The organism is Candidatus Erwinia haradaeae (assembly GCF_900698985.1).
In the GTDB taxonomy this organism is placed as follows: Bacteria; Pseudomonadota; Gammaproteobacteria; order Enterobacterales; family Enterobacteriaceae; genus Erwinia_E; species Erwinia_E haradaeae_B.
Window position 1 is genome coordinate 573,694 of the sequence record NZ_LR217730.1, and the last position, 24,643, is coordinate 598,336.

Here is a 24,643-nt window from a genome sequence, read left to right on the forward strand (position 1 = left end):
TTTTCTAGGTCATTCAAATATTGCTATTGGTAATGGTAATTGCAAATATAATGACATCCATTTTTCTTTCTCATCTCACAATCTAAGTAGTCTATTAGAATTCCTAGATTGTGAGATGAGAAGGGAGTTATTCAGAACTATTCATGTCGGTATAATGAGATAATATATTTATTGACAAAATGATTCATATAATGCCACTTTTAAATAATTACATCAATCTTATAGGGATAGTCTACTCTATTCTAAAAATTCACCAATTCTAGATTAAAACGCTATTTCTCTTTAATTATAAAAATATAATATAAAGGACTAACTATATACTCATTAAGATATAACAACAATCTTGTAATATAAAATAAGATTGTGATAATTTTTTTATATTATCAACCAGGTTATATAGAAATAATATTTTTATATTGTATTCGTTTGTTTGGTATCTTATACCTATAATAATCTGTGCATGTATAGTGAAATAATTCTACTCATCAAATAGTATATCTATACTAAATTTATTATTTAATGAGTATACATCTTAATAATAAAATTTATATTTCATTAGGGATACATACAGAAGATAGTTTTAACTATGAATTTTAGAATTTTTAAAAATATTAATTGCATCATTTAATCATTTAGATATGCAAAAAACACACAATAACCAAATAAGAGAAAATAATAATGTAAAACCCCATACCCAAAAGTGTCCAAATCGTGCATAAGGTGTTAATCCAGAAGTTGGTGTTGTCTGTGCCATTAAAACCTTTGATTCAAATTGTGGAATTATATTAGAAATTTTACCGTTAGCATTAATAATAGCTGTTACGCCATTATTTGTAGCATACAATAGGGGTCTTCCTAGTTCTAGCGCACGCATTTGTGCCATTTGTAGATGTTGCCATGGGCAAGTCGAACTCCCAAACCATGCATCGTTTGATATAGTTAGTAAAAAATCAGTATCTGTGTGCATATTGTCGCGCATTTTTTGTCCTAATATTACTTCATAGCATAGAGCTGGGGTAATATGGTAACCTGCTACTTGTAACTGAGGTTGAATATATCTACCTTGATTAAACTCAGAGGGCGAAAAATCAAAAAACGGTATAAAAAATCGTAAAATAATTTTTAAAGGAAGGTATTCACCAAAAGGTACTAAATGGTTTTTTTGATAACGATTTGTACTCCAGTAGTGATAAGGAGTATTGTCACCTACTACAATGATTGTATTATAAGTAGAATACCTGTTTTTCTCAAAACGAGAATCTATAATTCCAGTGACTAAAGTAGTTCCAGACATTCGTAGACTTTTATCACTAGATTGCAAAAAAAATTGCTGATTAGATTCAAAATCTGGTAGAGCGGATTCAGGCCAGATAATAATTGATACTTTTCCAACATAGGGCTTACTGAGTCGTATATAAGTTGAGAGAATATTTTCTATCTGATCAGGAGACCAAATCACTGATGGAGAGATATTTCCTTGAACTAAAGCAACATTAACCATACGCTTCTGTATTGGTAAGTACCAGGTTATTTTACCTAATATCGAAGTAATAACAAATATTAATGGAATTAAGGCTAAAACAATAAAACGATTTTTAAAAATTGCATACACAATTAATCCAGAAATCATCATCAAGAAAAAAGTTATTGATTCCACTCCCATTAGTGGAGCTAGACTTTTGAGTGGACCATTGATCTGACTGTAGCCAAATTGTAACCATGGAAAGCCAGTTAAAACCCAACTACGAAAAAATTCAGTAATCTGCCAAATTATTGGGGCCACTATTATAAGGCGAAGAAATAACTTTGTGCTACATAGTTTGTCTAGTAGCACAATAAATAAAAGAGGGTATAAAGCTAAATAAGAAGATAGTAAAAATAAAATAGAAACGCTAAATACACAAGAAATTCCATAAAAAGTGTTAATACTGATATAAACCCAATGCAGTCCGCTACCAAAGAGACCTAAGCCCCATATAAATGAAATTGCGCTAGCCTGACGAATAGTCCGATGCAGTGTTAAGCTCTGCAATCCACATAGTGATGCAATTGCAGCTTGCCAAAAGTCATATGGAGAAAAACTGAGCGTACCAAGAGCACCTGTAAAAAATGCTGCACATAAACGTAAATACTGATTATAAGAGTTACTTAAGGGTTCCATTTGAGAAATATATATTATGTTGGCTTATCATGATATTGATCTAGTGAATAGGTTCAGTGAATTGCTTCACTATTATTTTTTTAATGTCATTGTGATTTTAATTGGTTTTTAGATATACACAAAAAGATGTTTCAATATTAATTTTTATAAAATAGGATATTTTAAACAAAATAAATATAATGGCTAATAAAAGATTTTACTAAATTATATAAAATAATAATGATTAATAAGAAATTATCATATAAGTTTTTAACTATTATTAAAACAGTTATGTATAGAATTGATATATGATTTTAAATATTTAAATTTATATAATAAAATAAATCTTTTTTGTATAATGATTTTTACTATCATTTGTATATAGCTATATTATAGTATATGTAATATGTGATATATTTATTAATATTTGTAATTATGTATATCGACTTTATGTTTTTAAAATTTAAAATATCAAGAATAATAAATATTATAAAATTTATTAAAATATTTTAGTTTTTATTATTTATATTAATATTAAAATTTGTCATTAAATTAAAGCAGAAAACGTAGAGTGCTTTTATTAGTTAGTCATTCGTTAATTTTTGTTAGTGAGATATATAAATATTTAAACTATTAATTATATACTATAACTTGTATTAGAGAATCTTGTGATAACTTCGAAATATATGTTTACATAATAATTAATATTGTATTTTTTTAAAAAATTAGAATATTTATTCTAAATAACTTATTTATAAAATATAAAAAATTTCTTTAAAAATGTCTTATTAATTAAATTGAAATATATACTTTTTGCTTCTTTTAGGAGTAAGGAATGAATAATTGATTTATATATTTAATTTAAAACGTTTAACGCATTGTTATTTATAATAATAAAAATTATTACTTATTAAATTAGTCATTATTTAAAATATTTTATAAGATAAAAACAGTAATACATAATTACCCATCAATGATCTACCTATTAGTTACTAATATAATATTAAAAATTATATATATTTAAATAATTTTTAGCACTATTAACTGAGTGAATTATAATAGCAATATCTTATTTATAAAGAATAATTAATTTATCAAAATAAAATCAAAAAATTAGATTAGTAGAATAATAATCAGAATTTTTCATTTTTATCACTATGTTAATAAACAGATTGATCTATATTGTCTATGTAGGGATCTGTATAGCCAAGTAATATTATGATTTTAGTCTCTAATTTTTCCATTTCTTCTGCGGTATATTGAGAAGAATGATCATAACCTAATAAATGCAAGCTTCCATGAATGGTCATATGTGCCCAATGTGCTTCAAGTGGTTTATTCTGTGACAACGCTTCTAGCTCGACAATTTGACGACAAATTACTAAATCACCTAATAAAGGTGTTTTTATATAAGAAGGCGCTGTAAAGGGAAAAGAAAGAATATTAGTTGGTTGATTTTTTTTACAAAACATCCAATTTAATGCACGGCTCTCTTTTTCATCAACTAGACGAATAGTAATCTCCTTTTTTTGATTACATTTTGGTAGCACTGCCGATACCCATCTTAAAAAATTAGATTTTTTCGGTAAACCCTGTGGCATGCTACAGGCAATCTGAAGATCTAAAATTATAAAACTCATTAATTCTCCTAAAAATATATAAATATATTTAAATAAGTTGCAAGTTATTATCTATATAAAAATAATATCTTAAAAGAGTTATATATGTATCACACTACAGACGTTTTTATGTTATCCGTGTCTTGTATTTATATCATACAATAATTAGATTATGACTTTATGTAGAAATTGCTTATGTATTAACCTTAGTGAAAGTGATTTATTAGGACTTTTTTACAATTATTATTAGAAATATAAATATATATAATGGTTAGATGTAATAATTAAACATAGGATCAATTATTTATATAAATCGCATTGGTTTAATATTATTAAATTAATATTTTTAGTAACTGATGATTAGTGCAGCACTAGTATTGAGTATAAATAAAATAATTACAAGAAATATAGTAATTAGAAGATTGTTACTAGTTTTTATCATTTCTTATGATTAAACTATAAAATGTATTCAATACATATGAATATATACTATTTATCATTAGGAAACTGCAATAATAAAAATATGCTCTTTATAGAAACGTACTGTTTGTGATAATGCTATTAATTGTAAAATTAGTAACATATAAAATTTATTATTATCATGACAATTATTTGAGGTAGACACTATATTTTAACGACACTTTAATTTTTTTTAATATTTTTTTTATGCTTATATTATTCATATTCTTAGTCACTATTAATTACATTATATTATAATTTGTTATATGTATTAGTTCATAGTTATGAGATTATATTAATGTAATTTTGTACCTTATTAAGAAATTATAAAAATTTGTTATTTCTATATTTGATAAGTTTATAAAATAGATATAATTATACTAATGTGTGTATATATAAATTATTAGTGACTATTTAGTATACTAAATAATCTTAGTAAAAATTAAAAATTTACTATATTCTAGGATCCAACTTTTCTTTATAAAAGTTGATATACCACATAATACACAGATATGTAATCAAGTCATGGATAGTAACAGTATTAATCATGAGTTTCTTTCATTAATAATTAACATTAATTAAATTTATTTAAATTTTTTAATGCGTTTTTATATTACTTTTCATATCTCTTGTCATTAATAGATGATTATATCAATATACTGAATTCGATCTGAATATTATTTACGAACATACATAATAAAAAGAATATTTAATTTTTTAGATCCTAAGATCGATGTGATATATACATATCATTTTTACTATTTAGCTATAAATCTTTATAGATTAAAAATCTAATATAATACTAAGTATTAGATTACTTTATCTTTTTAAATTTAATAAATAAAAAAATATTAAATAAAAATTCAATTTTTACACTATTTATAATAAAAAACTATAAAAAAATAAAGATTTTCATCCCTAATATTAGACCTATAACCTTTTATGACTGTATGTTTCAAAAAAGGAGATAATATTAAAAAGCAACACAAAATAATCTAAGAGTAATGATTGTTGCTCTTTTTTTTTAAAAAATGTATGCTCTTATATACATCTAATGATAAATAATTAAAGCATATCATACCAATTCTTAAAAAAGTCTTTTGAGAAACGTCACATAAAAGACTAATATTTAAATATTTTTAAATTTAGAAAAAGTTTTTGTTGTAAAGTTTTTACAAGTCTAAAAATTTATTAGCAAAAGAACTTACCTGTGTCCAATCAGTATATTCTATCAATGGCTTGCTGCTATCAGTCTCACCTTTTGTGATATGCATAATAAGTTTGATCATAAAACGGTTCCAGAAGTTATAATCAGAATAACGCAATGCGCCAGAAAATACCGCACAACAATCAGGTTTCCAGAGCGATTGTAACAAGAATTTATGAGTATATGGATTTGTTTCTGGTGTGCATTTTTCTGGTTTACGTGCAACAAGATTTACGGAAAAAAAACCACTAATAACTTGATTTAATACATTTACATTTTTTTTTATAAATTGTTCGAATAATGGGTGAAAATGACCGTAGTAAACTGACGCACCAATCAGAATGCGATCATATTTCAAGCAATTAATATCACGAACACTTTCTATATTTTGAGTATAGCACTCTACTTTTTGTTCTAAAATACGAGAAATATAATATGAAATTTTTCTCGTCTGACCGTGACGACTAGAAAATAAGATAAGAATTTTCATTTTATTTTACTTTGACTGTTTATGGATATTAACACAAATTGCTTAAATATTATTTTATGAATATAATTAGTTAGAATTACTATCAGGTCTTCTTATATTTATAAAAAATTTTTTAAAATTTCATGGAATGGGGTACTTAATAGTATGTCATCAATCTCTTATGTTGGTGTTCTTCGATAGAAGCATTTCTGTTAAATTGAATACACATGGCATGTTTTACGATATAAGATTAGAAATTATTTTTTTGCACTGCATTATATTCATTATACAGTATGTTACTGATAGTTATAAAAAATAATTATGCATTATGAGTGCATGTCATAATAGTTTTGATTAATTTTGAAATTAATTTTTTATTCATTATGTTACACTAAATAAATTATTTGAGAACAATAAGTACGATTGATAATCATCATGCTTTAATTTATATTGAGTTTTTTAAAAAGTAATAATTGATTTTTAACTTTATTTGATTTTATGTAATATCTTTTATTAAGAATCTATCAATCATCAGAAGATGCGTTTTTATTCTAAAATTCTTTTGATAATTCTTTCAGAGTTATAAACTATTTCATAATCCATAGATTATTTCATAGCACTGAAAACGCAAGGTGATATTTAATGAGGCATATAAATTTTTATCATGTTTTTAAAACATTTATAATAACATTAATAGTTGAGGTTGTTTTATTTATATAATTAAATCAATCTTATTTTATGAGGTATGAGATGATATTTTGTAATTTTTTTCAATAAATACCAGTAAACATTTGGCATGATAATGCTCATTCGATGATGAATGATCGCATTCTTACAGAAGATTCATAAAAAAATTTAAAATATTATCATTATATTAATGAACTTAATGATTCTTAATATCATGCTAATTTCATTAATAATTAAAGATACTGATCAATCTTCATATTATAATACTTGCGTTATGTTATCTCAAAAAAGTAAGATAGTAACAAGGAAGACCAGACAAAATGATTTATATTTCGCAACAGGGAGAGCTATGTTGCAGCTAGCACTTAACGCTATTACGCCAGGAGCATGGGCGAGCGACAAAAAAGATGCAATTCGTCAAGTTTCCATTGCTTTAGCTGCAGCTGGAAACGTTAGCGGTGACTATTTAGAGGCAATGCTAGAACGTGAAAAACAAACGTCTACTTATTTAGGTAACGGAATCGCTATTCCACATGGAACGATTCATTCTCGTCATTTGGTACTACAAACTGGTATACAGGTGTTTCAATTTCCACATGGAGTAGATTGGGGAGAGCAGCAGATTGCGTATATAGTAATTGGTATTGCTGCTAAATCTGATGAACACCTTGAGTTGCTTCGACAGATAACTCATGCATTAAATGATGAAAGTTTAGCCCAAAAACTTAAAAACACCGATTCAGCTAAAACTTTACGTAGTATATTAATTGGAGAGAAAGATTCTACATCATTTTCCTTAGATGCTTCATTAATTACTACTGACATAGCAAGTTGTAATTTGATTACGTTACAAGCAATAAATGCAGGTTTACTTAAACAGGCTGGCTTAGTAGATAATTTGTTTCTTTCACAGATCTTGTCAGATCCACCTCTGAATCTTGGACAAGGAATTTGGCTTAGTGAAAGTTCTCAAGGAAATTTAATTAATGGTATTGCAATTAGTCGCGCAATGCGACCGTTTGATGTTCAAGGTGACAAAGTTTCATTATTGATAACTATATCTATAATTGATGAAAAACCATTAGTGGTGCTCAGTTGTTTGAGTCGTCTTCTAATAAATAATGAGTGTGATCAGTTATTTCATGGAGACGCTTATTATATTATTGAATTATTAACTAATGAAACTTTAGATTCGCAAGAGTTGGTAGTAACAAAAGAGTTTATAATCAATAATCAACATGGGCTACATGCACGTCCAGGTGCTGTGTTAGTTAATTTAATTAAAGGATTTAATTGTAAAGTTAGTGTTATCAATCTTAATGGTAATGGGCAACCTGCTAATGGCAGAAGTTTAATGAAGATGGTCGCACTTGGTGTAAAAAGGGGGCATCGTTTAAGATTTATTGCTAGAGGTGAAGAAGCTCAAAAAATGATGTTGGCAGTTACAGAAGCGATTGCTAATGGTTTAGGTGAAAATAAAAATGAGTAAACGCGTAGCTACTGTTACTTTTAATCCGGCCTATGATTTAGAGGGGTATGTTCCATATCTTGAGCATGGAGAGTTAAACTTAATTAATACAATTAGCATGCATGCTGCTGGTAAAGGGATTAATGTCGCCAAGATACTCAGAGACTTGAATATTGATGTAACAGTTTTTGGTTTCTTAGGAAACAAAAACCAGGACGGATTTCTTTGTCTTTTTAAAAAAAAAGGCATTATTAATCGTTTTCACTTAGTGAATGGATACACCCGCACAAACATCAAGATAACTGAATGTAATGGAGAACTTACAGAAATTAATTTTTCCGGATTCAAGGTCACCACTCAAGAATGGGAGAGTTTCTTTACTAAGTCTCGTATTATTTTTAACCAGTTTGACATACTTTGTATTAGTGGCAGTCTACCAGCTGGTATTGATTTCTCTGCTTTTGCATATTGGATGAAACAAGTACGTAAATATTGTCCATGTATCGTATTTGATAGTAGTCATGAGACATTCATTGCAGGTCTTACTGCAAAACCTTATCTTATTAAACCTAATCTCCGAGAGTTAGAGACGTATATAGGATACCCTTTACCAACTAAAGAAGACGTAATTAATACTGCACAAATTCTTCGTGGTAAAGGTATTGAACATGTAGTTATCTCAATGGGGGCTAAAGGAGCAATACTAGTTAATGCCGATGGAGTGTGGATATCACAACCTCCATCTTGTGATGTTATTAGTACCGTAGGAGCAGGAGATTCTATGGTTGGTGGTTTAATCTATGGACTACTTATGCATGAATCCAGTGAACATATTCTACGTCTTGCTACTGCTATTTCTGCACTTTCTGTTAACAAAAGCAGCGTTGGTATCACTGACCATGCACAATTATCTACAATGATGAAGCGTGTTGATCTATATCCTTATTCAACACTATCCTCTGGAGATATATTATAATGAAAACCTTACTGATAATGGACTCTTCTCTCGGACGATGTGCACAGCATATCGTTCAACGCATCACCACTGAAGTAGCAAAGTCTATTGGTGTAACATTAACGAAAAATATAGAAGAAGCTCATTTAATAATTGCTTTAGGTAATACGCAACCAGTAGACAATCGGTTTATTGGCAAATCTATTTACTTGATAGATATCAAGCACTTTATGCGTGCTCCAAAGAAATTTTTAATACAAGCCCTAACAGATTCCAAACTATATAGTATGCCAATTTCTCAGTCAAATTTTATCCTAGAGTCAAAAATACCATGCAAGAGAGTGCTAGCAATAACTGCATGTCCTACAGGCGTAGCGCATACTTTTATGGCTGCTGAAGCGCTTAGTATTGAGGCAAAAAAACGAGGTTGGTGGATAAAAGTAGAAACCCGAGGCTCCATAGGTACACAAAATATTATCACTACTGATGAAATTGCTTTAGCAGATTTTGTAATTGTTGCCACTGATATTGAAGTAGATTTAATAAAGTTTAGCGGTAAAAAAATCTACAGAACTTCAACGTGCTTAGCACTGAAAAATACAAAACAGGAGTTAGATAATGCTGTTCTTAAATCTACACCATATCATCCACTGAGTAATCATGATAAGAAAAAAGAACAGCATAATCAAGAGAAGACTGGTTCTTATCGTCACTTAATGACTGGTATTTCCTATATGTTGCCAATGGTTATTTCTGGTGGCCTTATTACTGCCCTTGCTTTTGCAGTTGGCAATACTATATGTAATGATTCAGATTTTTTTATTACAGCACTTACGCAGATTGGAACTGGCGCTGCACTTATGCTCATAATACCAATCTTATCAGGATTTATTGCTTTTTCTATTTCTGATCGACCTGGGTTAACGCCAGGTTTTATTGGTGGTATGTTGGCAACAAACATAAATTCAGGTTTTATTGGTGGTATAATTGCTGGTTTTATAGCTGGTTATACTGTTAAGTATCTTAACTCCTATATCCATATACCAAGTAGTATGGAATCGTTAAAACCACTCTTAATTCTTCCTGTGATGTCCAGTCTTTTAACTGGTCTTATGATGATCTACATAGTTGGTAAACCAGTTTCTGAGGCAATGTCTAGCCTTACTAGTATTTTGGGTAATCTTGGTACTACCAATGCTATCCTTTTAGGAAGTATTTTAGGTAGTATGATGTGTATTGATATGGGTGGACCACTTAATAAAGTAGCATACGCTTTTGGAATAGGGCTTCTTAGTTCTAAAACCTACGCACCAATGGCAGCCATTATGGCAGCTGGCATGGTCCCTCCACTCGCAATGGGGATAGCAACATTAATTGTTCGTAAAAAATTTACTAAAAAACAAAGAATTTTAGGTAAAACAGCCTTAGTGTTAGGCATGTGTTTTATATCTGAAGGCGCTATTCCGTTTGCCGCTCGAGACCCTATACGCGTACTATCTTGTTGTGTTATTGGTGGTGCAGTAACAGGCGCTATTTCCATGGCTATTGGCGCTCAATTGATGGTACCACACGGTGGTTTATTTGTTCTTTTTCTTCCCGGGGTTGTTACTCCAGTAATTGGTTATCTTTTTGCGATTATTACAGGTACTTTATTAGCAAGTATATCTTATGCAAAGGTAAAACTACCAGAGAAAGAACTTTCTGAATTCTAATCAAATTCATAATTTTAGTAATATTTAAGAATAGATGTTAATTTTATTTTTCATAGATAAAAATAGATTACGATCTGTTTTTATCTTGTTCAGATTTTAACCAAGCAATTTCTTCTTTCCAGTAATGTTGATTAACCGTTTCTAAAATTATTGGAATACGATTAAATCTTTTATTTTTCATTATCCAACTAAATACTATGCGCCCCATTGTTCCCTTGCCTAGATTATGGTGACGATCTACTCGACTATTAAATTGACTTTTAGAATCATTAAGATGTAATCCACATAAATATTTAAATCCTACAATTCTGTCAAAGTCAGCAAATGTTTTAATACAAGCATCTTGAGTACGTAGCTCATATCCACTAGCAAAGGCATGACAAGTATCTATACATACACCAATACGAGACTTATCTTCCACATTATGAATAATAGTGGATAAATGTTCAAATAAAAACCCCATATTACTTCCTTGTCCCGCAGTATTTTCAAGAACAATAGTCACTCCTTTCGTTTTACTAAGAACAATATTAATTGATTCAGAGATACGTTTTAGACATTGATCCTCTGTTATCATTTTTAAATGACTACCTGGGTGTATATTTAGCAATGTTAAGTTCAATTGCTGACATCGGTTAACTTCATCCAGCAAAGCAAAACGAGATTTTTCTAATTTATCCGATATGGGGTGACCGAGGTTAATCAGATAGCTACCGTGGGGAATGATTTGTTCTGATGTATATTGATACATCGCGCACGCACGATGAAAGGCAAAAATTTTTTCAGGAGTAAGAGAAGTTGCGTACCACTGGCGTTGATTTTTAGTAAAAAAAGAAAAAGCTGTAGCTTGTAATTCTGCGGCACGTTCAGCTGCTTTCTCTAAACCACCAGCTATGCTAACATGGGCACCAATATATTTCATTGAGCTCATCCTAATAGATTAATAAACTTTCTAATAATGGAACCCTACTATGTTGCGAAAATCGAAATAAAAATCGGAGTATCAAATAGTTCTCTAGCTATGCGAGCATTGACACTTAATCATCATTAAAAATATTTATTTTTTAAACATATTACTTTAAGATATACAAAATAGTATCTATTCATTATAGCTATAATAAAAAATTTATTTAATTAAATTAACATAAAAAATTTTATTGTCATGAAATTAAAATTTCACATATCATATTATAATGAATAATATTATATATCGTTTGATAGCAATATAACTATAAAGAATTTTTTTATATTAGAAAATCCATATAATAATCTATAGTATATATACTAGCTGATATATATTAAAGCGTAAATACTAACAATAGAAAATTATTAAGGTATCGATAATGCATAACATAGATTGGTGATCTTATGCCTCAATGTCGGTTAGATTATTGTTGTATTAATTAATTAAAATTATATAAAATAACTCTCTTAAGTTTTAAATAAATAATTACTTGTCTGATAATTGCAGTGTACTACATACTATTATATATTTTTATATGGATCCTATTTTACTTAAAATAGATTTGTATTGTAATTTATTTACAAAAATAATAGCATATATTATTTATACTTACATGGTATGCAGTATATTTTTTCATTAGTAACGATTATATCGTTCATGAATTTTTAACATATCAATGCAATATGTCTTAATATTATCTTTTATGTAACTGAAGTATTATCTTTTTTGCTTTATCTAAATAATTACGTCGATTCGTTCCAGTTAATTTCTCCATGCAGGGTAATCTAGCGGTAAGAGGATTTACAGCTTGATTGTTTACCCAAATCTCGAAATGAACATGTGGCCCCGTAGAGCGCCCAGTATTTCCAGAAAGTGCAATATGTTCACCACGCTTTACTTTCTGACCGACTTTTACTAGTAAGGTATTCAAATGCATATAACGCGTCATATATTGATGTCCATGTCGTATAGCTACATATTTTCCAGCTGTGCTGCTAAATTTAGAGATAATAATTTCCCCATCGCCTATTGCTAATACAGGCGTTCCGATAGGCACTGCGAAATCGACACCTTTATGTGGTATAATTTTACCAGTGATTGGATTAGGTCGCCTTAGATTAAACGGAGAAGAAATGCGATATTTTTTTACGGTAGGAAAACGCATAAAACCACTTGTTAAGTCAGACCCATTACGATCATAGAACTTACCATTAGCCGCTCGAATTGCATAGTAATCCTTACCAGTATTATGTAACCTAATTCCTAATAATTCACTTTTTTGTTTTTTACCATTCAACATTGCATACATTGTTAATATTTCAAAACGATCACCATCACGAAGCTTACGAAAATCGATTTTCCATTGCAAAGATTTAATTACTGCTTGGATTTCTTTAGTGCTTAACCCTGCTAATCTAGCGCTATTAATAAAGCTAGTATTAACTACCACTGTTGTAATTTTTCGTTGAAAAGAATTAATTTTAAGTGATAAAGATACTTTGAAGCCTTTTTTAGTCCGTTCATAGTATCTTATTTCACCATGTGAACGCTCCCATGTTAAGTGTTGAAGTTGATGTTTATTATTTAGTGTCCATGATAGTTTCTGACCAATACGTAAATTATACAATCTTCTATCACATCTGATTAATTGAATAATATCTAGTAACTCCACGTCATACTGGTTTATTATGCTACTGAGTGTATCTCCGTAAGTAACGATATAATCATGGACATTCGTCTCATTAGAGATAGCATTATCCATTTCATCTTTAAGTAACTCATCTTCAATAGATGTGCTTTCTTCATCAAGCGGTTCACTATATTCTGGAAGAGCAGCGCTAGTCTGATGATTTTTAGATTGATCACGGTCAAGCAATAAACTAGCGCTACTAGCATAGCCAATATATAGTTTTGCGCTAAAAATAGAAATAATTGATGGAACCACCGTAAATGCGCTCAATACAATAGGGTGAAGACAAAATAAACCATAAAACGCTAAACTTATAGCGTTGAGTTTTTTCTGCACATACACTCCCTTAATTTAATCCTCCTGTAAACAGCGGCTATACTGAGTAGATAATTTCATAAGAAATTGTACGTAGCTATCTTTACCTATAGATATTTCCGTGCCAAGAGGATCTAATGTACCAAAACGAACATTGGTTCCCCTAGAGATAGCTTGCACTATGGTTGGTTGGAACTGTGGTTCAGTAAAAACGCATTGTGATTTTTTTGAAAGAAGTTGCATCTGTATGTAATGTAAACGCTGGGCACCTGGTTGAATTTCTGGGTTAATAGTGAAATAACCAGTAGGACTTAGATTATAATACTTTTCAAAATAGGTGTAGGCATCATGAAAAACAAAATAGCCATGATCCTTTAATGGTGCAAGTTGTTGATTAATTGCTGTATTCATCGTTAAGATGGAAGCCTTAAAATACTGCAAATTTGCATTTAGTTGATCTTGATTTTCTGGCATGTACCCTAATAACGTAGAATGAATAGCAATCGCTATTTGAATAGCAACATCTGGTGACATCCAGAGATGCATGTTATATTTACTATGATAATGGTCATGTTCATGATTTGTGAATTGTATTTTATGCTTGACATTTAGTGATTTATCAACATATCTGCATTCCTTACGTAATTTATCGCGCAGTAATAATGATTGCACTCCAGGCAATTTACTTATCTCAATAGTATTTTGTATTAGTAATTTTTCTAAAGGTTTTTTCATAAATGATTCCATATCAGGACCAACCCAAACTACTAAATCTGCCTCTCGAAGACGCTTCATATCTGATGGGCGTAGTGCATAGTGATGCACGGAGGCACCTTCTGGAAGAAGAATCTTTACTAGAGTAATACCGTCAGCAATAGATGCGGCAATAAAACCTATTGGTTTTATGGATGCAATAATAGTAGCTCTAGTTGAAAATGACAGAAATACTATAAATATGCTGAAAACTAGAATGAAAATTCTTCGTAAATTTTTCCACAAAATCATGATTCATTCCATTTTAATAGGCTATATATCATATGCCAATATGTAAAATATTATATCAATTACAATGAATATATCTACCTTAATATCTATAAAACAACTTACAGTAAAACTTGGTCAATGTTTAGTATTAACCAATGTCTCACTGAATCTAGAATCAGGACGTATATTAACGTTAGTAGGCCCCAATGGAGCTGGTAAATCAACATTAGTACGCGTAGTTCTTGGGTTAATTCGTCCTACTTTTGGTACTGTGTATCGCCTTGCAAAATTGTCTGTTGGTTATGTTCCTCAAAAAATGTTATTAGATGTTACACTGCCTTTAAGTGTGGGTCGATTTATGCGGCTGCGACCCAATGTTAAGTATATAGACATTGTACCTGCTTTAGAACGTGTTCAGGCAGAACACTTAATAGATTTTCCTCTACAGAAATTATCCGGAGGTGAAATGCAAAGAGTGTTATTAGCACGCGCATTGCTCAACCAACCAAAACTACTAGTTCTCGATGAACCGACTCAAGGTATCGATATTAATAGCCAAATTGCACTTTATGATCTGATCGATCAATTAAGATACGACCTTAATTGTGGTGTTTTAATGGTTTCACATGACCTACATTTTGTTATGGCTACAACTGATGAAGTTTTATGTTTGAATCGTCGTATCTGTTGTTCTGGCACTTCTGAATCGGTATCGCAACATCCAGAGTTTATCTCGATGTTCGGTCCTATTCGGGCGAAAAAATTAGCTATTTACCGACACAAAAATCATAAGAATAATTATGATCTTTCATAATATAGCCTTATACGTAGGAGATTCATCAGTTCATGATTGAACTATTGTTCCCAAGCTGGTTGACGGGGATATTACTAGCATTAGTAGCTGGTCCATTGGGCTCATTTATTATCTGGCGACGGATGTCCTATTTTGGTGATACTCTCGCGCATACCTCATTACTTGGGGTTGCACTGGGATTATTACTTAATATTAATCCCTGTTATACAGTAATCATTGTTACATTATTTTTATCAGTAATATTAGTTTGGCTTGAGCGTTACCCTCATTTGGGACTTGACACTTTATTAGGTATTCTAGCACATAGCGCATTATCATTGGGATTGATTTTGGTAAGTTTAATGTCCAATATTCGCATTGACTTAATGGCATATCTATTTGGTGATCTTCTATCGGTTATGTCTAGTGATCTATGGGTTATTTCAATTGGGGTCATACTTATTTTGTTTGTTATGATCTGGAATTGGCGAAAATTTCTTTCTTTAACAGTGCATCCAGAATTAGCGCAAGTTGATGGAATTAATATTCAGAGTACTAAAATGATTTTAATGATCATTACAGCACTGACGATTGGAATATCTATGAAGTTTGTTGGTGCATTGATTATCACTTCATTGTTAGTTATGCCAGCAGCTATTGCACGTCGATTTGTGAAATCTCCAGAAGAAATGGCCATATTCGCTGTATTAATTGGTGTATTAGCAGTAACATCTGGGCTTATCTTCTCAGCATGTTATGATACTCCAGCAGGACCTTCTGTAGTGTTAGTGTTAACTTTTTTGTTTATTTTAAGTACTATTAAAAAATCAGGTATATAAAATGCTATTACTAAAAGATCTATTATGTTAATAATATAATTTGAGTAGAAAGAAAACTCATCTTATGAAGCGCTTATGGAAGATTCATTCTACGTACCAAAGTATAATCAGATAAAACTTAAAACTATATAATGATAATGATAGTGGTATTAAGGTAAATACACCTCACTTTATTATGATAATATTCCAAAATCTCTTTAGGAAAGTTAAGTATTTTATAGAACAGATTGATTATTTTTTGTGTATTAGTTTTCAAGAACATCAAAGAATTGATATTTTTTTGTATATCAATATAATATGATTAGTAAAGTTTTATCCTAATAAACTGAAACAGTTTTATCTATTTAGATAGATACAAAATACATATATAATTTATAGATAAGATCTAACGTAATTTTTTATCTAAGATGATATTTTTTATAAAATACTAAAGTATGTCTCACGCCAGAAGAATGATTCGATATCTTTAATAATATAATGAGAGACAATTATATTATTTATTTTATTTATTGAGTTATACATAATAGTTTAGATTAGCTTCTAACTGTCATTTTATCTATCCCATCAAAAGAAATATATCCATTTTTAAATGATTATATATTTCTATACTTTATAATATGTATATTTTTTATATATATGCACTAATTAGTTTTTGAATAAATTTTTTAAATAAATTTTACTAAATATGATTGTTAAAGTATTATTTATTGCTATTAACTCTATGATTCATATAAGTGACAAACAATTAATCTAACTACTAAAAATTTCTAATAATCTTAGTATAAGTATACTATTTTTTATACTAAAAACATGGAATGATGTTTATATGAAGTTCTATTTTTTTAAAAAAAAATATAAAAATGATTTTTTTTACAATATTATAAGTCTTTTTCTAGGCAATCTAGTAAATAACTAGTATTGCATGATTATCTTTTATCTAGAATAAAATAGTATTACTTTATATGTAATCATTGAGCTATGTGTTTTTTTCATTTAATGAATGTTCAGTATCATTGCGGTAATGAGATTTCTACTCAGGGATCTGTTTATTAGATACTGAAGAAATTTCCTCAATGTACATTATTTTGTAAATTAAGTATAAAACTAGATTAATCACTCTAAGATATCAGTCTATATCCAGAAAAGATCTGCTATGTTGTTATATTCTAACAGCTAACGTTATTTTAATATCGAATATATAAGAAGGTTTAATACTGAAAGTATTATAACTATTAATTATACTTATAACATATATTGAAAAATTTATTGTAAATAATATTTTGCTCTAAAATTTTTAAAAATTTATTTTTATACACGAACCTCTCGTTGCTCTTGGTCATCAAGAGGTTATAGCTTATCATATGACCTTTGAATGGCTAGTTTATATTTTTATGCTGCATGGATTAATGTTGATATATATGGTCTGTTTGTAACAGAATTTTTAGTTGAGAAGCGATTACCTTCTAAGATCAACATTATGTGCATATCACAAGTCTTTATTGTTCATGATCAAAATTTAAATAAATTTTTCTATTTATTAAAAATGTAGCATTTTGTCTACTAAAATTATATATAAATGCATCTCTGGTATAATAAACCAAAATAATGAAAAAAAAACTTCTATAATTATATATTATTAATCTATAATAATAGAATTAAATGTCAGTATGCATTAACAATATTTTTCTATTTAATATAATTAAATTTAATTAAATAATTATCTTTAAAAGTAAAATACTGTTATTTTTCTATATCAAATAAGTAGAAATGTGTAGTACATTAATAACAAAAATATTGTAAAATATAGTGACATAAGGATTTGTGCATGATGCAATGACTAGATTAATTAAATAGTTTAGATATTATTAATATTGACCCTTGATAGAAAAAAATTACAATATTATTATAATCATAACTATAAGATTTCATTTTAAATAATAAATCAGTAGTATACTTTATGAAAATATATGAATATAGTGTTTTAGTAGAATACTAAATATCCTAATTTTTGCATTATTATATTTGTTTAATAATACAAGAGTATATAAATATAAATGTAGTCTGTTTTTGAAGAAATATTAATTGTAACTAATACACGAGCGCATATTATTATTATAATAATATATATTTCTATGTAGATACATTGCTATGTAAATACATTGAATTGCTGAGGATACTGAATGCATATATTTCCAAAAATAATAAGAACCTTAAGCGTTTATCTAAAAACAGCGCTATAAGTATAACAGAACATACGCACACTATTCAGTGTATTCCATTTCTAACACTCCAATCCCATTATAATTATTTTATGAATGCATAATATAGTTTAATGAATCACCACAACATGTCTCTTCATGACACTCCAAACGTTTATGTACTATAAAACTAAAATGCTCTATTTAATAATAGCTCAAAACGATTGTTCTCATAATGTAGAGAAGTGGTTAACGAAATATATATTAGACCTTCTAAAAAACTCAACATAAGGAGAGTCTATATAGCACTTAGACTACATATTTAACAGAAATCTCTAATTTTATTAGAATCAACTTAATGTATACGCAAATGAATTATATCATTACTGTAAGCAGGATATAACATAATTATATGTGTTTAGAAAATGATAGTTTTCAGTAAAGGCAAAGTGTACGGGATGAGAAGAGTAAAAAATATATACAATCAGAGATTAAAAAACAGAGGACCACAGAGTAGTTTTTGTTACTGGCGTTTTACTTTGTTATGTAGTTTTATTTTTTTTGGAATGATTGGTTTACTCTTTCGTTTAGCTTGGTTGCAAGTGATCTTCCCTGAGAGATTAGTGCATGAAGGTGATATGCGCTCACTACGTGTACAAGTCATTCCGACGGCGCGTGGCATTATTACAGATCGCAAGGGTCGCCCTTTAGCAGTTAGTGTACCTGTTTATTCTATTTTAGCTGATTCTAAGGAACTGCATAAGCAGGGTGGCATTATTCTAGACGATCACTGGAAAGCATTAGCTAATATATTATCAATTCCAATAAATAAGCTCATGGAACGGGTGAACGCTCGACCATCTAGTCAATTTATTTATCTGGCACGTCAGGTGGACCCAGAAATTAGTGAGTATATTAAACAACTAAAGTTGCCAGGTATATTTCTACGGAATGAATCTCGTCGCTATTATCCTGCTGGGAAAGTTACCTCACATCTAATTGGTATCACTAATATTGATGGGGAAGGTATTGAGGGTATTGAGAAAAGCTTTAATAAATGGCTTACGGGACAACCTGGTTCTCGTATAGTCCGTCAAGACCGTCTTGGTCAGGTTATTGAAGACATTCCTTTAGTTGATCGTCAGGAATCTAATAACCTTACTTTAAGTATTGATGTACGTCTTCAAACGCAAGTGTATCATGAGCTCCATAAAGCGGTATCTTTTCATAGAGCTGAATCCGGTACAGCAGTTCTTCTAGATATTCATACAGGAGAGGTTCTAGCAATGGTGAATAGTCCATCCTATAATCCAAACAACTTAGATGGAGCTAATCAAGGTGCGATGCGTAATCGTGCGATTACTGATATGTTTGAACCAGGGTCAACGGTAAAACCTATGGTAATTTTAAGCGCACTCCAGAGTAGAGTCGTCAATGAGAATAGTATATTAAACACCGAACCTTTACGAATTAATGGGCATGTAGTTCACGATGTAACATTGTATCATGAACTAACGCTTACTGGAGTTCTACAAAAATCATCTAATGTTGGCGTTACTCGTCTAGCATTATCTATGCCATCGCATGTATTAGTCGATACTTACTCGAGTTTTGGGTTAGGAAAGACAACTAGCCTTGGTTTGATTGGGGAAAGTAGAGGGTTCTTTCCTCAAAAAAAACGTTGGTCTGATATAGAAAGGGCGGCATTTTCTTTTGGCTATGGCCTTATGGTAACGCCGTTACAATTAGCACGAGTCTATGCAACATTCGGTAGTTATGGTATTTATCGTCCATTATCCATTATGAAAGTTTCTACTCCAATAGAAGGGAAGAGAATCTTCCCTGCTCAAACAGTACGTACAGTACTGCATATGATGGAAAGCGTATCTCTCCCAGGTGGTTGTGGCGTTAAAGCTGCTGTTAAAGATTATCGCATTGCTATTAAAACAGGTACCGTGAAAAAAGTAGGTAAAAATGGCAAATTTATTAACCGATATATTGCTTACACTGCTGGAATAGCACCTGCTAGTAAGCCTCGTTTTGCGCTAGTTGTTGTAGTTAATGATCCGCAATCTGGACAATATTATGGTGGGGCTGTTTCAGCTCCTGTTTTTAGTAGTATTATGACTGAAGTTCTCCATATTATGAAAATTAAACCTGATACATTATCTAGCTTTAGTTCACAAAAAACCCATAATCCATAAAAATGAGAAACGAAAAGTGCTATATCGCAATCTGAGAACCTTGCTAGAACCATGGGTATCTAATGCACCAAATTGTCTTTTGCGGGGGATTACTTTAGATAGTCGTAAAGTAATGTCAGGAGATCTTTTTGTTGCTATTAACGGGCATAAAATCGATGGACGTAATTTTATTGCACAAGCTATTTCTAAAGGCGCGGTAGCAGTTGTTGCTGAAGCTAAAGGTTATACTCAGCATGGAGAAATTCAATATTTTTGCAATATTCCAGTGACTTATATTGAAAACCTCACTCAGTCTCTTTCGAAGATTGCAGGGTTTTTTTATCAGAATCCGGGTTTACAATTAAAGCTCATTGGTGTAACTGGTACTAATGGTAAAACTACTGTGACGCATCTATTAGCTCAATGGGTTCAATTATTAGGTAGTGTGAGTGCTATCATGGGTACACTTGGCAATGGTTTATATGGGTGCTTAGCTCTAACAGATAATACAACTGATTCTGCAATAGATATACAAAATACGTTGTTTACTTTAGTAAAGAAGGGTGTAAGTTTAGTAGGTATGGAGGTTTCCTCTCACGCTCTTGCTCAAGGTCGCGTAGCGGCTTTACCTTTTTCAGCGGCGGTGTTTACTAATCTCAGTCGTGATCATCTGGATTATCATCGCAACATGAATCATTATGAAAATAGCAAATGGCAGCTATTTTGTAAATATCAAATAAAAAAAATCATCATTAATGGTGATGATGAAGTAGGTCGAAAATGGTTGAAAAAACTACCAAACGCAGTCTACGTCAGTATGGATCATACTAATCACTATAATCGGCAACAACAATGGTTGATAGCTAAAAAAGTTTCTTATAGCAATAATGGTACTAGTATAGGCTTTGCTTCTAGCTGGGGATCGGGATATATCGAGACTCATTTAATAGGTTCGTTTAATGTTAGTAACCTTTTGCTTTGTTTAGCAACCCTACTATCGTTACAATATCCCTTAGAGGTCTTAACACGTACCGCAACACAGCTAAAACCTGTTACTGGTCGCATGGAGATGTTTCGGGTCACTCACAAACCCGAGGTAGTAATAGATTATGCTCACACCCCTTGTGCATTAGAGCAAGCATTAATAGAAACGCGCCGGTATTGTAAGGGTAAATTGTGGTGTATTTTTGGTTGTGGCGGTGATCGTGATTCAGGTAAGCGTCCTATGATGGGCAAGCTTGCTGAACGTCTTTCTGATTTTTTAATTGTTACTAATGATAATCCTCGCAGTGAAGATCCTGTAGCTATTATCAGAGATATATTAAGTGGATTGGTCTATCCACAAACTGCTTATGTAATCATTAATCGAGTCCAAGCAATAACGTATGCAATAAAACAAGCAAAAATCAATGATGTTGTACTCATTGCTGGTAAAGGTAGTGAAAATTATCAAATCTTCGAAAAAGACAATATAAACTACTCTGATAAAAATATAGTTTTAACTCTCTTAAGGTAGTTAACATGATTCCTATAACTTTACAACAAGTAGCAGAAATTACTGGTGGGATTCTTTATGGGACTGATATAACTATATCTGATATTAGTACTGATACACGTCAATTGCGAACAGGGAGTTTTTTTATAGCCTTACAAGGGAAACATTATGATGCTCATGATTTCATTGCATTTGCTATAAATGCAGGATGTTCTGGCCTTTTGGTCAGTAAATATTCGCACTTTAAAACTCCATGCGTGGTAGTAAAGAATACGCGTATTGCGCTAGGTAAGTTAGCTGCATGGGTACGTCAACAATCTGATGCTAGAGTTGTGGCAATTACAGGATCTTCAGGAAAAACATCTGTTAAAGACATGACCACTACTATTTTACGTCACTGTGATCAAACATTATCTACTGTTGGCACTCTTAATAATGATATTGGAGTACCAATGACACTTCTAGGTCTACATGCAAAGCATCGGTATGTTGTTGTAGAGCTCGGCGCTAGTCATATAGGAGAGCTTGCTTATACTGTTCAGTTGGCTAAGCCAGAAAGCGTACTTATTAATAATCTCTCAGCGGCCCATCTAGAAGGTTTTGGTTCTTTATCTGGTTTAGCTAAAGCTAAAGGAGAGATTTTCAATCATTTACCAATACACGGTACTGCTATTATTAATAACGATAGTCATGATTTAGCGCATTGGGGGCATGTTCTTAAAGAAAGAGCTGTTTGGCGTTTTTCAATACATAAAAAAAGAACAAGTGATTTTTATGCATCTGATATTTCTTATAGTGCATCTGGTACTTTATTTAACTTACATTCTCCTCAAGGTTCTATAGAAATTTCTTTGCCATTGCATGGGGATCATCAAGTTGCTAATGCGCTTGCAGCTAGCGCATTAGCGCTCTCTATTGGCGCACCATTACATGCAATACCAAGGGGCTTACGTCACATAAAAGAAATACCAGGGCGTTTGTTTTCGATATATTTTACCAAAAATAAGTTACTAATAGATGATAGCTATAACTCTAATATGGGCTCTATGATTGCTGCAATAAAAATCCTATCTGCAAGACCTGGTTATCGCGTTATGATCGTTGGTGATATGGCAGAAATGGGGAAATATGCAATTAAATATCATTCTCAGATAGGTGATTTAATTTATAGTTCAGGCATTAATAAAGTATTAAGTACAGGATCATTAGGAATGCTTATCGCGCGCAAAAGCGCTATAGGTGAATACTTTAAAGAGCATACAGAATTAGGAAAAAGGGCGCATGAATTGTTAATGAAACATCAATATATTACTTTGTTAGTAAAAGGTTCGCGTAGTTCATGTATGGAAAAAATAGTAAATATTTTACAGGAGAAAGGTGTATGTTAGTCTTTCTAGAAGAATATTTAGTTATGTTTTATTCTGGTTTTACTGCTCTTTCTGATATAATTTTTCGTTTTATTTGTAGTTTTTTTACTTCTCTTTGTGTATCTTTGTGGATCGGTCGTCGTATGATTTTTTATCTTAAAAAACTATCATGTCGTCAAATTATACGCATGGATGGCCCAAAGACCCATTTTAATAAAAACGGTACACCAACAATGGGTGGTATTATAATCTTAGTAGCTATTAGTATGTCAGTATTTTTTTGGGCTGATCTATGTAACATATATATCTGGTTGGTGATGTTTGTTTTGTTGAGTTATGGTATTATTGGTTTTATAGATGATTATAAAAAAATAGTACATAAAAATACTGTGGGATTACCAGCACGCTGGAAATACATTTGGCAATCGGTGATTGCTTTATTAGTTTCTATAGTGATGTATATAATAGGTAGAGAAACATACACTACTTTTTTAGTTTTACCATTTGTTAAAAGTATTATACACCAATTAGGTGTATTCTATTTTTTAATAACGTATCTTGTCATCGTAGGAACCAGCAATGCCGTTAACATCACTGATGGATTGGATGGTTTAGCAATTATCCCTACTGTATTTATCGCGATAGGACTAGCTATAGTAGCTTTTGCAACAGGGACTGAAAAATATGCTTCTTATCTACATATTCCTTATATAGCAAATATTAGTGAGTTAGCCATTATTTGTGCTGCAATTTTTGGAGCTGGCTTAGGTTTTTTATGGTTTAATACCTACCCTGCGCAAATATTTATGGGTGATATTGGCTCTCTTGCTTTAGGTTCCACGCTTGGTGTTATAGCAATATTATTGCGCCAGGAGTGTCTACTTCTTATAATGGGTGGAGTTTTTTGGATAGAAACAGCATCGGTAATACTACAGGTTGGCTATTTTAAATGGTGTGGTCAGCGTATTTTTCGTATGGCCCCTATACATCATCATTATGAGTTAAATGGCTATCCAGAGCCTCGTATTATTGTTCGGTGTTGGATTATTTCACTCATTTTACTTTTAATTAGTTTAGTGACCCTTAAGATAAGATGAGC

General features: G+C 30.7%; 15 protein-coding genes. 9 read left to right on the forward strand and 6 right to left on the reverse strand.

Annotated features, from left to right (window positions below; all coding sequences use genetic code 11):
* Window positions 1-628 precede the first annotated feature (628 nt).
* The 3 genes from lnt to hemG all read right to left on the reverse strand — a co-directional run bounded on the left by lnt (window position 629) and on the right by hemG (window position 5,915).
* Window positions 629-2,161 carry an apolipoprotein N-acyltransferase gene (lnt, locus tag ERCIPSPA2889_RS01825; protein ID WP_157989161.1) on the reverse strand — a complete coding sequence of 511 codons (1,533 nt, stop codon included), beginning with the start codon at window positions 2,159-2,161 and terminating at the stop codon, window positions 629-631.
* A gap of 1,139 nt (window positions 2,162-3,300) precedes the next feature.
* A complete protein-coding gene (ybeY, locus tag ERCIPSPA2889_RS01830; RefSeq protein ID WP_157989162.1) occupies window positions 3,301-3,780 on the reverse strand; it encodes an rRNA maturation RNase YbeY in 480 nt (159 codons plus the stop codon).
* A 1,610-nt stretch (window positions 3,781-5,390) separates the two neighbouring features.
* Complete coding sequence (hemG, locus tag ERCIPSPA2889_RS01835; RefSeq protein ID WP_157989163.1) at window positions 5,391-5,915, reverse strand: menaquinone-dependent protoporphyrinogen IX dehydrogenase; 525 nt, start codon at window positions 5,913-5,915, stop codon at window positions 5,391-5,393.
* Window positions 5,916-6,930: 1,015 nt separating this feature from the next.
* Between hemG and fruB the strand changes: the two genes are divergently transcribed.
* The 3 genes from fruB to fruA are packed head-to-tail and all read left to right on the forward strand — an operon-like array spanning window position 6,931 to window position 10,716.
* Complete coding sequence (gene fruB / locus ERCIPSPA2889_RS01840; RefSeq protein ID WP_157989423.1) at window positions 6,931-8,070, forward strand: fused PTS fructose transporter subunit IIA/HPr protein; 1,140 nt, start codon at window positions 6,931-6,933, stop codon at window positions 8,068-8,070.
* On the forward strand, window positions 8,063-9,025 hold the full coding sequence (fruK, locus tag ERCIPSPA2889_RS01845) for a 1-phosphofructokinase (protein ID WP_157989164.1): 963 nt from the start codon (window positions 8,063-8,065) through the stop codon (window positions 9,023-9,025). Before fruB ends, fruK begins: the two co-directional genes overlap by 8 nt.
* On the forward strand, window positions 9,025-10,716 hold the full coding sequence (gene fruA, locus ERCIPSPA2889_RS01850; RefSeq protein WP_157989165.1) for a PTS fructose transporter subunit IIBC: 1,692 nt from the start codon (window positions 9,025-9,027) through the stop codon (window positions 10,714-10,716). The genes fruK and fruA overlap by 1 nt, the downstream gene beginning before the upstream one ends.
* A 67-nt stretch (window positions 10,717-10,783) precedes the next feature.
* On the opposite strand, the gene nfo is transcribed toward fruA, so the two are convergent.
* From nfo to znuA, 3 genes are all read right to left on the reverse strand, one after another.
* A complete protein-coding gene (nfo, locus tag ERCIPSPA2889_RS01855) occupies window positions 10,784-11,638 on the reverse strand; it encodes a deoxyribonuclease IV (protein WP_157989166.1) in 855 nt (284 codons plus the stop codon).
* A gap of 736 nt (window positions 11,639-12,374) precedes the next feature.
* Window positions 12,375-13,706: a murein DD-endopeptidase MepM gene (mepM, locus tag ERCIPSPA2889_RS01860; RefSeq protein WP_157989167.1), complete on the reverse strand. Its 1,332-nt coding sequence runs from the start codon at window positions 13,704-13,706 to the stop codon at window positions 12,375-12,377.
* 15 nt (window positions 13,707-13,721) lie between these two features.
* On the reverse strand, window positions 13,722-14,690 hold the full coding sequence (gene znuA, locus ERCIPSPA2889_RS01865) for a zinc ABC transporter substrate-binding protein ZnuA (protein WP_157989168.1): 969 nt from the start codon (window positions 14,688-14,690) through the stop codon (window positions 13,722-13,724).
* Between the two features lie 64 nt (window positions 14,691-14,754).
* Between znuA and znuC the strand changes: the two genes are divergently transcribed.
* The 6 genes from znuC (at window position 14,755) to mraY (ending at window position 24,641) form a co-directional block, all read left to right on the forward strand.
* Complete coding sequence (znuC, locus tag ERCIPSPA2889_RS01870) at window positions 14,755-15,483, forward strand: zinc ABC transporter ATP-binding protein ZnuC (protein ID WP_414973874.1); 729 nt, start codon at window positions 14,755-14,757, stop codon at window positions 15,481-15,483.
* Between the two features lie 32 nt (window positions 15,484-15,515).
* Window positions 15,516-16,301 (forward strand): zinc ABC transporter permease subunit ZnuB, encoded by a 786-nt coding sequence (gene znuB / locus ERCIPSPA2889_RS01875; RefSeq protein ID WP_157989169.1) that lies wholly within the window; start codon window positions 15,516-15,518, stop codon window positions 16,299-16,301.
* 2,656 nt (window positions 16,302-18,957) lie between these two features.
* Window positions 18,958-20,703, forward strand: coding sequence for a peptidoglycan glycosyltransferase FtsI (gene ftsI, locus ERCIPSPA2889_RS01880; protein ID WP_157989170.1), 1,746 nt, complete (start codon window positions 18,958-18,960; stop codon window positions 20,701-20,703).
* A gap of 16 nt (window positions 20,704-20,719) precedes the next feature.
* Window positions 20,720-22,198, forward strand: coding sequence for a UDP-N-acetylmuramoyl-L-alanyl-D-glutamate--2,6-diaminopimelate ligase (gene murE, locus ERCIPSPA2889_RS01885; RefSeq protein WP_157989171.1), 1,479 nt, complete (start codon window positions 20,720-20,722; stop codon window positions 22,196-22,198).
* A 5-nt stretch (window positions 22,199-22,203) separates the two neighbouring features.
* Entirely contained in the window at window positions 22,204-23,565 is a 1,362-nt protein-coding gene (gene murF, locus ERCIPSPA2889_RS01890; protein ID WP_157989172.1) for a UDP-N-acetylmuramoyl-tripeptide--D-alanyl-D-alanine ligase, read from the forward strand.
* Entirely contained in the window at window positions 23,559-24,641 is a 1,083-nt protein-coding gene (mraY, locus tag ERCIPSPA2889_RS01895) for a phospho-N-acetylmuramoyl-pentapeptide-transferase (RefSeq protein WP_157989173.1), read from the forward strand. Before murF ends, mraY begins: the two co-directional genes overlap by 7 nt.
* Window positions 24,642-24,643 lie beyond the last annotated feature (2 nt).

Coding starts and splice junctions, on each gene's coding strand:
- lnt (WP_157989161.1), bottom strand. CDS start 2,161: ATGGAACCCTTAAGTAACTCTTATAATCAGTATTTACGTTTATGTGCA.
- ybeY (WP_157989162.1), bottom strand. CDS start 3,780: ATGAGTTTTATAATTTTAGATCTTCAGATTGCCTGTAGCATGCCACAG.
- hemG (WP_157989163.1), bottom strand. CDS start 5,915: ATGAAAATTCTTATCTTATTTTCTAGTCGTCACGGTCAGACGAGAAAA.
- fruB (WP_157989423.1), top strand. CDS start 6,931: ATGTTGCAGCTAGCACTTAACGCTATTACGCCAGGAGCATGGGCGAGC.
- fruK (WP_157989164.1), top strand. CDS start 8,063: ATGAGTAAACGCGTAGCTACTGTTACTTTTAATCCGGCCTATGATTTA.
- fruA (WP_157989165.1), top strand. CDS start 9,025: ATGAAAACCTTACTGATAATGGACTCTTCTCTCGGACGATGTGCACAG.
- nfo (WP_157989166.1), bottom strand. CDS start 11,638: ATGAAATATATTGGTGCCCATGTTAGCATAGCTGGTGGTTTAGAGAAA.
- znuA (WP_157989168.1), bottom strand. CDS start 14,690: ATGATTTTGTGGAAAAATTTACGAAGAATTTTCATTCTAGTTTTCAGC.
- znuC (WP_414973874.1), top strand. CDS start 14,755: ATGAATATATCTACCTTAATATCTATAAAACAACTTACAGTAAAACTT.
- znuB (WP_157989169.1), top strand. CDS start 15,516: ATGATTGAACTATTGTTCCCAAGCTGGTTGACGGGGATATTACTAGCA.
- ftsI (WP_157989170.1), top strand. CDS start 18,958: ATGAGAAGAGTAAAAAATATATACAATCAGAGATTAAAAAACAGAGGA.
- murF (WP_157989172.1), top strand. CDS start 22,204: ATGATTCCTATAACTTTACAACAAGTAGCAGAAATTACTGGTGGGATT.
- mraY (WP_157989173.1), top strand. CDS start 23,559: ATGTTAGTCTTTCTAGAAGAATATTTAGTTATGTTTTATTCTGGTTTT.